General features: G+C 67.9%; 16 protein-coding genes and 1 tRNA gene. 6 read left to right on the forward strand and 11 right to left on the reverse strand.

Annotated elements, in window-relative coordinates:
* Positions 1–17: 17 nt before the first annotated feature.
* The 7 genes from AC07NN_RS14395 to AC07NN_RS14425 form a co-directional block, all read right to left on the reverse strand.
* Positions 18–1,232, reverse strand: coding sequence for a BaiN/RdsA family NAD(P)/FAD-dependent oxidoreductase (locus tag AC07NN_RS14395; protein WP_494643953.1), 1,215 nt, complete (start codon positions 1,230–1,232; stop codon positions 18–20).
* A complete protein-coding gene (locus AC07NN_RS14400) occupies positions 1,216–1,611 on the reverse strand; it encodes a type II toxin-antitoxin system VapC family toxin (RefSeq protein ID WP_494642024.1) in 396 nt (131 codons plus the stop codon). The genes AC07NN_RS14395 and AC07NN_RS14400 overlap by 17 nt, the downstream gene beginning before the upstream one ends.
* A complete protein-coding gene (locus tag AC07NN_RS14405; RefSeq protein ID WP_494642026.1) occupies positions 1,611–1,850 on the reverse strand; it encodes a type II toxin-antitoxin system VapB family antitoxin in 240 nt (79 codons plus the stop codon). The genes AC07NN_RS14400 and AC07NN_RS14405 overlap by 1 nt, the downstream gene beginning before the upstream one ends.
* A 123-nt stretch (positions 1,851–1,973) precedes the next feature.
* Positions 1,974–2,660 (reverse strand): 50S ribosomal protein L1, encoded by a 687-nt coding sequence (gene rplA / locus AC07NN_RS14410; RefSeq protein ID WP_494642028.1) that lies wholly within the window; start codon positions 2,658–2,660, stop codon positions 1,974–1,976.
* A gap of 4 nt (positions 2,661–2,664) precedes the next feature.
* The gene (rplK, locus tag AC07NN_RS14415) at positions 2,665–3,096 is read right to left on the reverse strand and encodes a 50S ribosomal protein L11 (protein ID WP_494642030.1); all 432 of its coding nucleotides are present in this window, start codon (positions 3,094–3,096) and stop codon (positions 2,665–2,667) included.
* 178 nt (positions 3,097–3,274) lie between these two features.
* Complete coding sequence (locus tag AC07NN_RS14420; RefSeq protein ID WP_494642032.1) at positions 3,275–4,000, reverse strand: ABC transporter permease; 726 nt, start codon at positions 3,998–4,000, stop codon at positions 3,275–3,277.
* The gene (locus AC07NN_RS14425) at positions 4,000–4,956 is read right to left on the reverse strand and encodes an ABC transporter ATP-binding protein (protein ID WP_494642034.1); all 957 of its coding nucleotides are present in this window, start codon (positions 4,954–4,956) and stop codon (positions 4,000–4,002) included. Before AC07NN_RS14425 ends, AC07NN_RS14420 begins: the two co-directional genes overlap by 1 nt.
* Before the next feature lie 92 nt (positions 4,957–5,048).
* Between AC07NN_RS14425 and AC07NN_RS14430 the strand changes: the two genes are divergently transcribed.
* Complete coding sequence (locus tag AC07NN_RS14430; protein ID WP_494642036.1) at positions 5,049–5,549, forward strand: DUF2975 domain-containing protein; 501 nt, start codon at positions 5,049–5,051, stop codon at positions 5,547–5,549.
* Positions 5,549–5,791, forward strand: coding sequence for a helix-turn-helix domain-containing protein (locus AC07NN_RS14435; RefSeq protein ID WP_494642038.1), 243 nt, complete (start codon positions 5,549–5,551; stop codon positions 5,789–5,791). The genes AC07NN_RS14430 and AC07NN_RS14435 overlap by 1 nt, the downstream gene beginning before the upstream one ends.
* Here AC07NN_RS14435 and AC07NN_RS14440 read toward each other — a convergent pair.
* The 3 genes from AC07NN_RS14440 to AC07NN_RS14450 all read right to left on the reverse strand — a co-directional run bounded on the left by AC07NN_RS14440 (position 5,788) and on the right by AC07NN_RS14450 (position 9,950).
* Positions 5,788–7,677 (reverse strand): polysaccharide biosynthesis protein, encoded by a 1,890-nt coding sequence (locus AC07NN_RS14440; RefSeq protein WP_494642040.1) that lies wholly within the window; start codon positions 7,675–7,677, stop codon positions 5,788–5,790. The two genes, AC07NN_RS14435 and AC07NN_RS14440, sit on opposite strands and share 4 nt — an antisense overlap.
* A gap of 87 nt (positions 7,678–7,764) precedes the next feature.
* Positions 7,765–8,976: a molybdopterin molybdotransferase MoeA gene (locus AC07NN_RS14445; protein ID WP_494642042.1), complete on the reverse strand. Its 1,212-nt coding sequence runs from the start codon at positions 8,974–8,976 to the stop codon at positions 7,765–7,767.
* Positions 8,977–9,107: 131 nt separating this feature from the next.
* Positions 9,108–9,950, reverse strand: a complete 843-nt coding sequence (locus AC07NN_RS14450; RefSeq protein WP_494642044.1) for a ferredoxin--NADP reductase — start codon at positions 9,948–9,950, stop codon at positions 9,108–9,110.
* 551 nt (positions 9,951–10,501) lie between these two features.
* Between AC07NN_RS14450 and AC07NN_RS14455 the strand changes: the two genes are divergently transcribed.
* From AC07NN_RS14455 to nusG, 4 genes are all read left to right on the forward strand, one after another.
* Positions 10,502–10,927: a hypothetical protein gene (locus tag AC07NN_RS14455; RefSeq protein WP_494643955.1), complete on the forward strand. Its 426-nt coding sequence runs from the start codon at positions 10,502–10,504 to the stop codon at positions 10,925–10,927.
* Between the two features lie 479 nt (positions 10,928–11,406).
* A tRNA-Trp gene (locus AC07NN_RS14460) sits at positions 11,407–11,482 on the forward strand.
* Between the two features lie 64 nt (positions 11,483–11,546).
* Positions 11,547–11,864 (forward strand): preprotein translocase subunit SecE, encoded by a 318-nt coding sequence (secE, locus tag AC07NN_RS14465; protein ID WP_494642046.1) that lies wholly within the window; start codon positions 11,547–11,549, stop codon positions 11,862–11,864.
* A gap of 8 nt (positions 11,865–11,872) precedes the next feature.
* Complete coding sequence (gene nusG, locus AC07NN_RS14470) at positions 11,873–12,430, forward strand: transcription termination/antitermination protein NusG (RefSeq protein ID WP_494642048.1); 558 nt, start codon at positions 11,873–11,875, stop codon at positions 12,428–12,430.
* Positions 12,431–12,529: 99 nt separating this feature from the next.
* Here the strand turns inward: nusG and AC07NN_RS14475 are convergent, their stop codons facing one another.
* A complete protein-coding gene (locus AC07NN_RS14475) occupies positions 12,530–12,988 on the reverse strand; it encodes a winged helix-turn-helix transcriptional regulator (protein ID WP_494642049.1) in 459 nt (152 codons plus the stop codon).
* Positions 12,989–13,076 lie beyond the last annotated feature (88 nt).

Below are 13,076 nucleotides of genomic sequence, written 5' to 3' on the forward strand. Positions count from 1 at the left end.
TCGGTCAAGTTTGACGCCTAGCTCAGGCGCGCCACCGCCGACTTGCCTGCCGCCACGCCCGTCGCGAAACAGGCCTGCAGCAGATAACCGCCCGTCGGCGCCTCCCAGTCCAGCATCTCACCGGCCAGGATCACGTCGGGACAGGCCTTCAGCGAAAGGCCGTCCAGGCTCTCGAACTTCACGCCGCCGGCCACAGAGATGGCGCGCTCCAGGGGCTGGACGCCGGTCAGCACGATCGGCGCGGCCTTGATCGCCGCCGCCAGGGCGGCCGGGTCGGCGGGCAGGTCCAGGCCGTGGGCTTCGCGCAGCAGGTTGACCTCGACCGGCGACAGCTTGACCGCCTTGCGCAGGAAGTTGGCCAGGCTCTGGCCGCCCCGCGATTGCTGCAGACGGCGCTCCAGGGTCTCGGCGGGGATGTCGGGGCGCAGGTCGATCGTCAGCACAGCCTTGCCCTCGGCCTCGACCGCATCGCGCAGGGACGCGGCCAGGGCGTAGACCGCCCCACCCTCCAGGCCGTAACCCGCGACCATGGCGTCGCCGCGCGCGATCTTGTCACCGTGGCGCAGGGCGAGATTCTTCAGGGGCTCGCCGGCGAAGCGTTCGCGGAATACATCGCTCCAGGCGACGTCGAAGCCGCAGTTGGCGGCGCGGAACGGCGCGACCTCGGCTTGGCCGTCCAGCGCCGGAACCCAGGCCGCGTCGGAGCCGAGCTTGGCCCAGCTGGCGCCGCCCAGGGCCAGGATCACCGTCCGGGCGCGCACGATCTCGCCGTTGACCAGCAGGCTGCCGTCCGCGCTCCAGCCGGTCCATTCGGCGCGGGTGCGCAAGCTGACGCCCAGCCCCTCCAGCCGCGCCAGCCAGGCCCGCAGCAGCGGCGAAGCCTTCATCGCCTTGGGGAATACCCGACCGCTGGCGCCGACGAAGGTCGCTTGCCCCAGGTCCTCGGCCCACGCCACGAGGTCCCTCGGCGCGAACGCCTCCAGCAGCGGCCGCAGGGTCGCCGACCGCGCGCCATAGCGCTGGGCAAACCGCTCGAAGTCCTCAGAGTGGGTGAGGTTCAGCCCGCCGCGCCCGGCCATCAGGAACTTGCGCCCGAAGGTCGGCATCTTCTCGAACACGGCGACCGTCTTGCCTGCCCGGGCCACGGTCTCGGCCGCCATCAACCCGGCCGGCCCGCCGCCGATCACGGCGACGTCGAAGGTCTCATCGCTCACGTCAGGCCGCCTCGATATCGGTCATGGCGAAGTCCTCGCCCTTGTAGAGCAGCGGCACGCCGTGAACCTTGGCGCAGGCATAGGCGAAGCAATCGCCCATGTTGAGCTTGGCGGGTTGGACGCCCTTGCCGAAGCGGGCGTGGGCCTGAAGCGCCAAATCCTGTTCGGCGGCGCCAATGGGAACCAGTAGCGCACCAAAGGTCTGCTGTAGGTCGTTGAGCCTGTCCGCAGCCTCAGCCTGATCATGGCTGGTTGCTCGCGAAACGGCCCGGACAGTCTCCCAGCCGGCTATGGCCGATGTCAGGACGACAGCCGCATCGGCCAGCTTCGTCCTCAAGACTTCGGCCTCAGGCTCTTCCAGCAACATGGCGGCCCAGGCCGAAGCATCGACGAACATCAGTCTTCGTACATTTCATCGAAGAACGCCTTGTCGGCCTTGAGCCCAGAGCGCGGCCAACTCGCGACCTCCGCACAGATCGCCCGCGCCTTAGCCAGCTTCTCCTCACGCACCTTTTCATCTTCCGCGCGCGCCTTGGTCACAGCCAACTTGATCGCCTCGGTGAGGCCGACGCGCTTCTGCTCGGCGTACTCGCGCACCAGGGCGTCTGTCTCGGGATCGCGAACGTGAAAGGCCATGGATCGTCTCCGTCTAGACGGAAGATAACATCGTCTAGCCGCCCCGCCAAACCACCGCCCAAACGCAAAACGGGCGCTAGGTTGCCCTAGCGCCCGCTCGCGAACTTTTGTCTCAGAAGGCGATTAGCCGACCGAGCTGGTGTCCACCTTGAAGCCCGGACCCATCGTCGACGACAGGCCGATACGCTTCACGTAGATGCCCTTGGCGCCCGACGGCTTGGCCTTGTTCAGGGCGTCGATGAGCGCCTTGACGTTGATGACCAGGGCTTCGTCGGTGAACGAGGCCTTGCCGATGCCGGCGTGGACGATACCAGCCTTCTCGACGCGGAACTCGACGGCGCCGCCCTTGGCGTCCTTCACGGCTTGGCCGACGTTCGGGGTGACGGTGCCGACCTTCGGGTTCGGCATCAGGCCGCGCGGGCCCAGCACCTTACCGAGGCGACCGACCAGGGCCATCATGTCCGGGGTCGCGATGACGCGATCGAAGTCCATGAAGCCGCCGTTGATCTTTTCGTACAGATCCTCGGCGCCGACGTGCTCGGCGCCAGCCGCGGTGGCTTCGGCCGCCTTGGCGTCCTTGGCGAAGACGGCGACGCGGACGTCACGGCCGGTGCCCGACGGCAGGTTCACGACGCCACGGACCTGTTGGTCGGCGTGACGCGGGTCGACGCCCAGGTTGACCGAGATTTCGATCGACTCGTCGAACTTGGCCTTGGCGTTGGCCTTGACCAGGGCGATGGCGGCTTCGACCGTGTGAGCGGCTTCACGATCGCCGGTCCAGGCTTGGATGCGCTTGGGTTGCTTAGCCATGTGATTAGGCCTCCACGATCTTCAGGCCCATGGCCTTGGCGGAGCCTTCGATGATCTTGGCGGCAGCCTCGAGATCGTTGGCGTTCAGGTCCTTCATCTTCTTTTCGGCGATCTCGCGCAGCTGGGCGCGGGTGATCGAACCGACGGTCTCGCGACCGGTCAGCTTGGCGCCCGACTTCAGGCCCGTGGCCTGCTTCAGGAAGAAGGTGGCCGGGGGCGTCTTGGTGACGAAGGTGAACGACTTGTCCTGGTAGACCGTGATGACGGTCGGCAGGGGGGTGCCCTTTTCGACGTTCTCGGTGCGCGCGTTGAACTCCTTACAGAAGCCCATGATGTTGACGCCGCGCTGACCCAGAGCCGGGCCGATGGGGGGCGAAGGCGTGGCCGAGCCAGCCTTCACCTGGAGCTTGATGTAGCCCAGGATCTTTTTAGCCATAGTATCCTCTCGTGAGGGCCGGAGCCCTCGCTGGTGAGCCGTGGTGCGGGCTTGGCGGCCCTTCCACGGATTTGAACTCGCCGCCAAAACGACAAGCACGCCCCAGGACCGGGGTCCGGGAGCGAGGCGCGGCGTGTAGCAGGCGTGGGGTCGGGAGTCAAAGGCTGCCGGCGCGCCCCTATAGCACTTCCCGCCGGGCCAGGTGCAGCACGGCCAGGACCAGGGCCACCATTCCGAGACCGCCTCCCAGGGCCAAGGCCGTCTGCACGCGCCAGGCCTCGCTGGCCAGCATGTTGACCGGCATCTGCCAGGGGAAGAATACCCCGGCCTTGGCCGAGGTCGCGACCACCGAGAAGAAGGTGCCGCCGATGCCCAGCGCCAGGGCCGGCACGAAGCTGGCGAACCGCAGGGCTGTCCACAGCTGGATGGACACCAGCAGCGTGGCCGCGGCGACCACCTTGAGGTTCAGCCAGGCCAGCTTGGCGAAGTCGGGCGTTCCGGTGGGCGTCACCAGCGGCTTCAGGGACGAAGCGGCCGAGACCGAGGCCCAGGTCAGGAACAGGTTCAGGCCGGTCATGACCGCGACCAGGGCGATCACGCAGATGGCCTTGGCGGCGTAGATCTTCCACCGCGCCACCGGCAGGGCCCGCAGGTGATCCCAGGCGCGCGGGCCGTGCTCCATGTGCGCGACCAGGGCGGTCAGGGCCGTCACGCTCATCGGCAGCATGAAATAGGCCCAGATGCCGCTCGAGGATTGCAGCCACATCTCCCATGCGCCGGCCTTCTTGCCGCGCAGCAGGTTGAAGAACAGAAAGAAGGCGATCAGCGACGGCGCGGCCAGGGCCAGGACGGCGGCCAGCGAGCGGTTCAGCTTGCGGATTTCGACGGACAGGACGGCGAGCATCAGGCGGCTTCCGGTTGGCTTTGAGCGGCTTTGGAGGCGGGGGCGACCTGGCGATAGATGTCCTCCAGGGACCGGTCGCGGGGGCCGATGGCGAAGACGGCGATACCGGCCTGGACCAGGGCGCGGTTCAGCGCCGCCGTCGCCTGATCGGGCTGCTCGCCGGACCGCAGGGTCACCGTCAGCCCCGCCTCGGTCGTGGCCGGCGCGAGGTCGTGGCTTCGCAAGAGCTCGACGGCCCTGGCGTCGTCGCCCGTGCGCAGGACGATCTCGGGCGCGAGGTCGGCTTTCAGTTTCACCAGCTCGCCTTCCAGCACCAGCCGGCCGTCGTTGACGACGCCGACATGGGTGGCGGTCTGCTCGATCTCGCCCAGCAGGTGGCTGGACAGCAGTACGGTGGCCCCGGTGCGCTCGGGCAGGCTCCGGAGGAAGCGACGCATGTCGGCGATGCCGTCGGGGTCGAGGCCGTTGGTCGGCTCGTCCAGCACCAGCACCGGCGGGGCGCCCAGCATGGCGCGGGCCAGGCCCAGGCGCTGGCGCATGCCCAGGGAATAGCCGGCGACCTTGCGGCCGGCGTCGGCCTTCATCTCGACGATCTCCAGCACCCGATCGATGTCGGTCGTCGGGACGCCCAGCAAGGTCCCGGTCAGGGAGAGGTTCTCGCGGCCGGTCAGGTTGCCGTAGAAGCCGTGCGCCTCCAGCAGCGCTCCGATCTTGCGCGCCGCGCCGATCCGCTCGCGGGCGACGTCCAGGCCGCAGACCCGAACCGCGCCGGCGTTCGGCCGCAGCAGGCCCAGCACCATCCTCAGCGTCGTGGTCTTGCCCGCGCCGTTGCGGCCCAGGAAGCCGTACACGGCCCGTTCGGGCACGGTCATGGACACCGCGTCGACGGCCAGGCGGTCGCCGAAGCGTCGGCTCAGGCCTTCGGTCTCGATGGCGGCGGGCCCAGGGACTGACATGTCGCGACGCTCTTTCGTTTAAGTCAGATATAAAGTTGCGGACACCTTGTCTTTAAGTCAAGATTAAAGACGAGACAGGATCGGAGGCCGCCGTGACCGCGAAGGACGCCCAGAATTTCCGCCGCATGTGCGGCCGTTTCCGCTGGCTGGCCGTGTTCATGGTGGTCAGCGTGGGCGGGGTCATCGCGTTCCTGACGCTGGTCCATCCCATCCTGTGGGCCCTCACCTTCAAGGCGCATCCCCGAGCCCCGAATACGCTGAGCTACATCGTCTGGAGCCTGCCGGCGGTCTGCTACCTGTTCGGCGTCTGGTCGATCGGCCAGGCCCTGGGCGAAGTGGCCAAGGGCCGCCTGATCCAGGCCGCCCTGCCCTCGGCCCTGCGCCGGGTCGGGATCTCGCTCGGCGTCGGCGGCGTCGTCAGCGTCTTCGTCGTCAGCAACCTGATGCGGCTGGTTGGCGCGGCCAAGGGCGGCTATCTGCACTTCGACGTGGCCGGCATGACCCTTGGCATGATCGGCGGCGCGCTCTTCCTTCTGGGTCGGGTCATGGACCAGGCGCTGGCGGCGCAGGCCGAACTCGATGAGATGATCTGATGCCCGTCCGCGTCACCCTGGACGCCCTGATCACCGCCAAGGGCCTGAAGGCCCGCGACCTCGCCCAGGAGGTCGGGCTCAGCGAGACCCAGCTGTCGCTGTTCCGCTCGGGCAAGGTGAAGGGCATCCGCTTTCGCACCCTGGCCCGCCTGTGCGCGGCCCTGGGCTGCAAGCCGGGCGATCTGCTGGACTACGACTTCGACGCCGCCGACCTCGCCGGAGCGGACGGCGACGACGGCTAGGACGCCCGGATCTTCACGACCTTGGACGGCCCCGACTGGCGCAGGTCCTCGACCAGCTCGAACAGCTGGGCGCGCACGCCGGCCTCGTCGCCGAGCTCGGCCAGACCGTCCAGGTCCGCCAGGCGCTCGTCGGTGATGGTCGGCGCCGGGGCCAGGCGGACGGCTTCCATGATGCCGGGCGCCTTGGGCCGGGCGACCTCGTTGGCGTCGACCAGGGTCTCGGTCAGCTTCTCGCCGGGACGCAGGCCAGTGATCTGGATCTCGATGTCTCGGCCGGGCGTCAGGCCCTGCAGCTCGATCATCCGCTTGGCCAGGTCGATGATCTTGACCGGCTCGCCCATCTCCAGCGTCAGCACGCCGGCCTCGGGCTCGGACGAGATGCGCGACAGGGCCACGGCCCGCAGCACCAGCTGCACGGCCTCGGGGATGGTCATGAAATAGCGTTCGACGTCGGCGTGGGTCAGGGTGATCGGACCGCCGCGCGCGATCTGGCTCTGGAAGATCGGCACCACCGAACCGGCCGAACCCAGCACGTTGCCGAAGCGCACGATGCTGACCTGCATCTCGCCGCCGCCGCCGTACTGGCGGGCCACGGCCTCGGCCACGCGCTTGGCCGCGCCCATGACGCTGGTCGGAGCCACGGCCTTGTCGGTCGAGATCAGGGCCAGGTGCTCGGCGCCGCAGGCCTTGGCGGCCAGGGCGACGTTGCGGGTGCCCATGACGTTGGTGCGCACGCCCTCGCAGGGGTGGTTCTCGACCAGGGTCACGTGCTTCAGCGCGGCCGCGTGGAAGACGATGTCCGGACGCTGCTCGGCGAAGACACGCGCGACGCGGGAGGCGTCGCGCACGTCGCACAGCACCTCCTGGCGCGGCAGGCCCGGATGGGTCTGGGCGACCTCGCGGTCGATGTGGAAGAGGTTGTATTCCGAGGCGTCGACCATGGTCAGCTGGGCGCAGCCGCTGGCGGCGATCTGGCGGCACAGCTCCGAGCCGATGCTGCCCCCGGCGCCCGTGACCAGCACGCGGCGACCCGAGACCAGGGCGCGGACCGGCTCAGGATCCAGGCGCACCGGCGGACGGCTCAGCAGTTCCTCGAGGCTGATTTCGCGCAGCACCGGGGCGGAGTCGGCGCCCGAGGCGCCCATCTCGACCACGCCGTGACGACGCAGCAGGCGCACGCCCTCGGTCTTGAGGCGGCCCAGGCGCTCGGCGCCGAAGGTGCTCATGGCGCTGTCGGTCAGGAACAGGATGGCCGACGGCGGCAGGCCGCTGTCGCGCAGCCGGGCCAGGACGCGGTCGAAATCGGCGATGGCGCCCAGCACGCAGACGCCGCGCAGCTCGTCGCCGGTCTCGCGGTCCAGCGGCGAGACGACGCCGATCGGAGCATAGCGTTCGCCCAGGCCGGCCGGAGCGCGCAGGAAGGCCTCGGCCTCGTTGGCCGAGCCGACAATCAGCAGGCGCGGCAGGGCCGGATGCAGCGAGGCGGGGCCCAGGCGCAGGACCGAGTCCAGCAGCATCCGCTCGTGCAGGCTGCGGCGGATGACGCGCAGGGCCGACAGGAAGGTGCCCTGGAACAGCGCGGCGCCGGCCACGGTGCGCAGGCCGCCGTCGATGCCGGGGTGGACGAAACGGGTGATGACCATGAAGGCCGCCGCCGTCAGGAACGCCGAGCGGAACAGGCGAAGGTGGTCGCTGGCCGAGACGAACCGCCACGGCGCGCGCTCGACCCGGAAGGCCAGTTCGACGATCAGGGCGCCCAACGCGTAATAGCCTGCCTGCAGCAGGGTATCCGGCGTGAACGGCATGTCGATGACGAGGTAGCGGCCCACCAGGAGGGCCAGGAAGGCCAAGAGGACGTGCGTCGCGATCTTGCCAGCATGCCCCATGGAACGGACCTCTTGAGCCTTACGGCCGAGGCGAACCCCGGTCAGAGTCGTTCGGGCTTAGCACGCCAATCCGTCGCCGTCGCGGTTTCAACCGCGCCGAAGCGGCAGAACTTCGATGACGTCGTTCGATGAGGCAGCCGGTGCGTCGACCTGTCGACGCAACAGGGCGTCGGCGCGCGAAAAGACCCCGACCAGCGAGGAATCCTGGTCCGGAAACGGCGTCGCGACAGTACGCCCTTCGGCGTCGATCCGCAGGGCCGCGCGCATCCAGTGCTCGCGAGGACCGCCGGCCGGCAGCGCGCCGTCGAGACGAGCGGGGACGAGGCTGACCTCGGGATCGCCGCCGCTCAGGGCCGCCAGCAGCGGACGCAGGAAGAGCTCGGCGCAGACCATGGCCGAGGCCGGATTGCCGGGCAGGCCCAGCACCCGGCGCCCATCCGAAAGGCGCCCCGACCAGGTCGGTTTGCCGGGGCGGACGGCGACGGTCTCGACGGCCAGTTCCAGGCCGAGGGACTTCAGCGCCGGCTTGACCAGGTCGTGGTCGCCGACCGAGGCGCCGCCGATGGTGACGATCAGGTCGGCCTCGACAGGCTGCACGGCGGCGGCGATGGCCGAGGCGTCGTCGGCCTGGGCCTTCAGCCGGAACGCCTCGCCGCCCCAGGCGCCGATCAGGGCCGCCAGGCTGAACGAGCCGCTCTCGAAGATCTGGTCGGGACGGGGCGAAGCGCCGGGCGGGACCAGCTCGTCGCCGGTCGCCAGGATCGCCACGCGCGGCCGGCGGGCGACGGGGACCTCGGCCAACCCGGCGGAGGCGACCAGGCACAGCCGCCAGGGATCGATGACGACGCCGGCCTCCAGCAGGACGTCGCCCGCGCGGAAGTCGCCGCCGGCCGGTCGGATGTTGGACTTGGGATCGTCGCCGGCCTCGAAACGGACGGTGTAGCCGTCACGGACGGCTTCTTCCTGGATGAGCACCAGATCGGCGCCGGCGGGCACGGGCGCGCCGGTAAAGATGCGGACGGCCTCGCCGGCCAGGACCTCACGGGAAAACGCCTTGCCCGCCGCGCTCTCGCCGACGGCCGCGAAGGCCTTGCCCGGGACGTAGTCGACCCGCCGGATCGCCCAGCCGTCCATGGCCGAGGCGTCGAAGGGGGGCTGATGGCGCGGGGCGACGACGGGCTCGGCCAGGACGCGGTTCAGGCTGTCGGCGAGCGGCACGGTCTCGACGCCGAGGCGGACAGCGCCGGACAGAATCCGGGCGCGGGCTTCCTCGACGGTGAGGTTCTTGAGAATGGTCACGTGCGTTTCGCCTAACCGCCAGGAGAGCCGTCCTCGCCCTTCGACAGGCTCAGGGTGAGGACTACTGTCTGAGCGGTCCAATAGATAACCTCACCCTAAGCTTGTCGAAGGGCGAGGTTATCGGGCCAGCCCTACCCCACGAACGCCCGCTCGATCACGAAGTCGCCCGGGTCGGCGTTCGAACCTTCCTTCAGCCCATGAGCCTCCAGCAGCGCCGCCGTATCCTTGATCATGGCCATCGAGCCGCACAGCATGGCGCGGTCGTGTTCGGGATCGAACTTCACCTGGTCGAGACCCAGGTCGGCGAACAGCTTGCCGCTCTCGATCAGGTCGGTGAAGCGGCCCTGGCGCTCGAACGGCTCGCGGGTAACGGTCGGGTAGTAGGTCAGCTGGGCCTTGGCCTCGTCGCCGACCAGCGGATCGTCGTGGATCTCGGACGTGAAGAGATCGCGATAGGCCAGTTCCTGCACTTCACGCACGCCGTGGGCGACGATCACGCGCTCGAAGCGGCTGTAGGCGTCGGGGTCGCGGGCCACCGACAGCCAGGGCGCCAGGCCCGTGCCGGTGCCGAACAGGAAGAGGCGCTTGCCCGGACGGACAGCGTCCAGCACCAGGGTGCCGGTCGGCTTCTTGCCCAGCAGGACCTCGTCGCCCTCCTGGATCAGTTGCAGGCGCGAGGTCAGCGGACCGTCCGGCACCTTGATCGAGAAGAACTCCAGCTCCTCGGCGAAGTGCGGCGAGGCCACTGAATAGGCGCGCAGGATCGGCTTCTTCTCGCCCAGTTCCTCGCGGGGCGGCAGGCCGATCATCACGAACTCGCCCGAACGGAAACGCATCGAGGCCGGACGGGTGATGCCGAAGCTGAACAGGCGGTCGGTCCAATGCTTGACCCACAGCACCTTCTCGACGTGGAACGGAGCTTCCTTCACGGGGGCGGCGCCAGTGGGGGAAGGAACGGTCGCGGTGGCCGTCATCTGAAATCTTTATCCTGTAGACGCGCTAGGCGCTGAAAGGCCCAGGCCGGGCTCGGACTAGCGCCGCCAAAGGCCCCCAAGCGGGATCTTAGCTTAGGGCGTGATGGCCGCCGAAACCGGCATCCACTTTCGGCTATCACGCCCTATGGCGGCGCGTGCCTCATTTGGGCGCCGGCGTCTTCATGTCAACGCGGGTTGTCTAAAGCCGGCATTGGAAAAACTCGGTCATCGTCGGCTCCGATGCGGCCTCGCGCATGCCTCTGAAGATGAGTCGCAGTATTGACCGACGCCAAGCAACCCTCGCCTGGGTCCGCGAACAATTATTCAGATGATGAAAAGCGATCGAGTCGCGCGGCATGAGATTGCGTCGCATCGCCGACAATTCTCGCGCCACGTGCGGACGCTCGCCGATTAAGGACAATCTTTTTCCCAATCCACGAAGACCGGCGAACCAGTTTTTCGAAAACGTCAAAAATGTGATTGCCGCTCTTCGAAACGAGGCGCAGACTTCCTTTTGCTTCGTTCGCGGAGCCAACGATACGGAGGAACGTATGCGGGTTTGGTTCGTAGGGGCCGCCGCGGCGGCCGGTCTGTTAGCGTTTGGTTTGGCTGGTTGCAGCGACGGCGGCGCGAAGACGAAAGTCGCGCAGGCCAATCAAGTTGTCGTCGAAGGAACAGCCGTCACGGCATCGGGCTGCGTGCGGCCCGTCGAGAAGACGGATTGCCTGGTCGTGAAGGGCCGAGGCGGCGGATATTATGACATCAGCTCCGCCAGTCCCGCGCCGGACCTGTCCAAGGGCGTGGCGGTGTCGCTACGCGGCACCGACAAGGGCAAGAACACCCAGTGCGGGCGTGAACTGACCAATATCAAGTTCAGCTACCTGGGCATTCAGTGCGGCGCCACCACGCCGGCCAGCGCCTCTGTCGACGCCGACAAGGACAAGGCGGCCAAGACCAAGACCGAGAAGGCCGGCTGATCTAGCCTCGGCCTTATCGGAAACCCTCAACCCTCGCCGGAGCCCGGATCAGTCCGGGTCTTCGGCGATCGGGTGCTGTCGCCTGAGCCGCGCGGCTCGGTGGCCGGCCTAGGCGGCTGGCCCTCGTGAGACGCGGACCGTTGGTTCTCGTTCTCGACTTCCCGATTCGACGGACGGTCGCTGAGGGAAGGCGAAGGGGTCTGTGTGTTGATCGTCGGCATGGCGGGATAACGTTCCGGACCGGGCTTCGATCCTCGCGAACATCCCTCGGGACCCCGGCGAAAACCCCGGTGCGTGGCCGTCTTCGGCTCCGCTCGATGCGACAAACCTCTCAAACCGTTCCGCGCCGCTTGCCGGCCGGGTGCGACCCTGCTAAATGGCGCGGCTCTGGCGACAGAACATGGCGCGCCGAGGCCTTGGGCCTACCGGCGCGCTGTCTGTCTCTGGATGCCCGTCGGCCGAAAGGTCGGTCGGTCTGCAGGAGTGTAGCTCAGCTGGTAGAGCGTCGGTCTCCAAAACCGAAAGTCGTGGGTTCGAGTCCCCCCACTCCTGCCACTATATGTATCCGACAGGCCGCCATTCTGGCCGGTCACATTAGAAAGTCGTGAGCCTCAAGAGCATGGCCAGGAAACCGGGATCGACCCCGTCCGCGATGAAGAACCGCGCCGCGAAAACGGCAGCGGCGATGGCGCCCGGCGCCGCCGCGACGACGACCGCCGCTGCCCCCGCCCCCAAGAAGCGCACGAACCCGGTGCAGTTCTTCCGTGAAGTGCGCGCCGAGACCCGCAAGATCACCTGGACCACCCGCAAGGAGACCTGGATCACCTCGGTGATGGTCTTCATCATGGTGGTCGTGGCCTCGCTGTTCTTCACCGCCATCGACGGCGGCGTGGGCTTGGCGATGAACCAGCTTCTGAAGCTGGCCACCTCGGGATAAGATAGACGATGAGCACCGAAACCGCCTCGAACCCGAACCACAAGTGGTACATCGTCCACGCCTACTCGAATTTCGAGAAGAAGGTGGCCGAGAGCATCCGCGAGCAGGCCAAGAACCAGGGCCTGGAGGAGAACTTCTCCGAGATCCTCGTGCCGACTGAAGAGGTCGTCGAGATCCGCCGCGGTCGTAAGATCAACGCCGAGCGCAAGTTCTTCCCGGGCTACGTCCTGGTGAAGATGAACCTCTCGGACGAGGCCTACCACCTGATCAAGAACACCCCGAAGGTCACGGGCTTCCTCGGCAGCGGCTCCAAGCCGATGCCGGTCTCCGAAAAGGAAGTCCAGCGCATCATCGGCACGATCGAAGAGGGCGTCGCCGCCCCGAAGGCCGTGGTCCTGTACGAAGTGGGCGAAAACGTCCGCGTCACCGACGGCCCGTTCGCCAGCTTCAACGGCTCGGTCGAATATGTCGACGAAGAGAAGGCCCGCCTGCGCGTCACCGTCTCGATCTTCGGCCGCGCCACCCCGGTGGAGCTGGAATACAATCAGGTCGAGAAGATCGCCTAAGGCGATCTGGCAGGCCGAAAGGATCGCCTGACCGCGATCCGGCAGGTCCGAAAATTCGAAAGCCCCGCGTCGCAAGGCGCGGGGCTTTTGTTTTGGCGACTAAGGCTCCGGGAACCCCGCGCCCGCCCGCGCCTCGACCTGCCGCGCGGTGACGACCTCACCGCATTCGGAGCAGACCTGCACCGGATGGAAGTCGCAGCCGCAGCCCTTGTGCCGGCGCAGCACCGGCGGGCCGGCCTCGTCCGCATAGTAGGCGTCGCCGAAGTGGGCGACGGCCATGACCACCGGGTGCAGGTCCAGGCCCTTGGCGGTCAGGCGGTACTCGAAGCGCGGCGGGTTGGACTGGTAGGCCTCGCGGCGCAGCACGCCCTCCTCGACCAGCACCCGCAGGCGGTCGGTGACGATGGTCCGCGAGATGCCCAGGCGCTGCTGGAAGGCCTCGAAGCGCCGCACGCCCAGGAAGCAGTCGCGCAGGATCATCAGCGTCCAGCGGTCGCCGATTACCGCGAGCGCGCGGGAAACCGAGCAGGGCTGGGCTGACAAGTCGTCCCACTTCATCGCCGAATCGTCGCCTCCGAGGTCTGGCGTCATTCTGCGTTTGACTCCGTACAGAATCAATACGAACTTGACGTGAGAACGCCGGAGG

Source organism: Caulobacter sp. GW821-FHT09H08 (assembly GCF_059415885.1).

Excerpts from the sequence above, each read along its gene's own strand:
- AC07NN_RS14400 (WP_494642024.1), bottom strand. The coding sequence starts at position 1,611 with ATGTTCGTCGATGCTTCGGCCTGGGCCGCCATGTTGCTGGAAGAGCCT.
- AC07NN_RS14405 (WP_494642026.1), bottom strand. The coding sequence starts at position 1,850 with ATGGCCTTTCACGTTCGCGATCCCGAGACAGACGCCCTGGTGCGCGAG.
- rplA (WP_494642028.1), bottom strand. The coding sequence starts at position 2,660 with ATGGCTAAGCAACCCAAGCGCATCCAAGCCTGGACCGGCGATCGTGAA.
- rplK (WP_494642030.1), bottom strand. The coding sequence starts at position 3,096 with ATGGCTAAAAAGATCCTGGGCTACATCAAGCTCCAGGTGAAGGCTGGC.
- AC07NN_RS14420 (WP_494642032.1), bottom strand. The coding sequence starts at position 4,000 with ATGCTCGCCGTCCTGTCCGTCGAAATCCGCAAGCTGAACCGCTCGCTG.
- AC07NN_RS14425 (WP_494642034.1), bottom strand. The coding sequence starts at position 4,956 with ATGTCAGTCCCTGGGCCCGCCGCCATCGAGACCGAAGGCCTGAGCCGA.
- AC07NN_RS14435 (WP_494642038.1), top strand. The coding sequence starts at position 5,549 with ATGCCCGTCCGCGTCACCCTGGACGCCCTGATCACCGCCAAGGGCCTG.
- AC07NN_RS14440 (WP_494642040.1), bottom strand. The coding sequence starts at position 7,677 with ATGGGGCATGCTGGCAAGATCGCGACGCACGTCCTCTTGGCCTTCCTG.
- AC07NN_RS14450 (WP_494642044.1), bottom strand. The coding sequence starts at position 9,950 with ATGACGGCCACCGCGACCGTTCCTTCCCCCACTGGCGCCGCCCCCGTG.
- AC07NN_RS14455 (WP_494643955.1), top strand. The coding sequence starts at position 10,502 with ATGCGGGTTTGGTTCGTAGGGGCCGCCGCGGCGGCCGGTCTGTTAGCG.
- secE (WP_494642046.1), top strand. The coding sequence starts at position 11,547 with ATGGCCAGGAAACCGGGATCGACCCCGTCCGCGATGAAGAACCGCGCC.
- nusG (WP_494642048.1), top strand. The coding sequence starts at position 11,873 with ATGAGCACCGAAACCGCCTCGAACCCGAACCACAAGTGGTACATCGTC.
- AC07NN_RS14475 (WP_494642049.1), bottom strand. The coding sequence starts at position 12,988 with ATGAAGTGGGACGACTTGTCAGCCCAGCCCTGCTCGGTTTCCCGCGCG.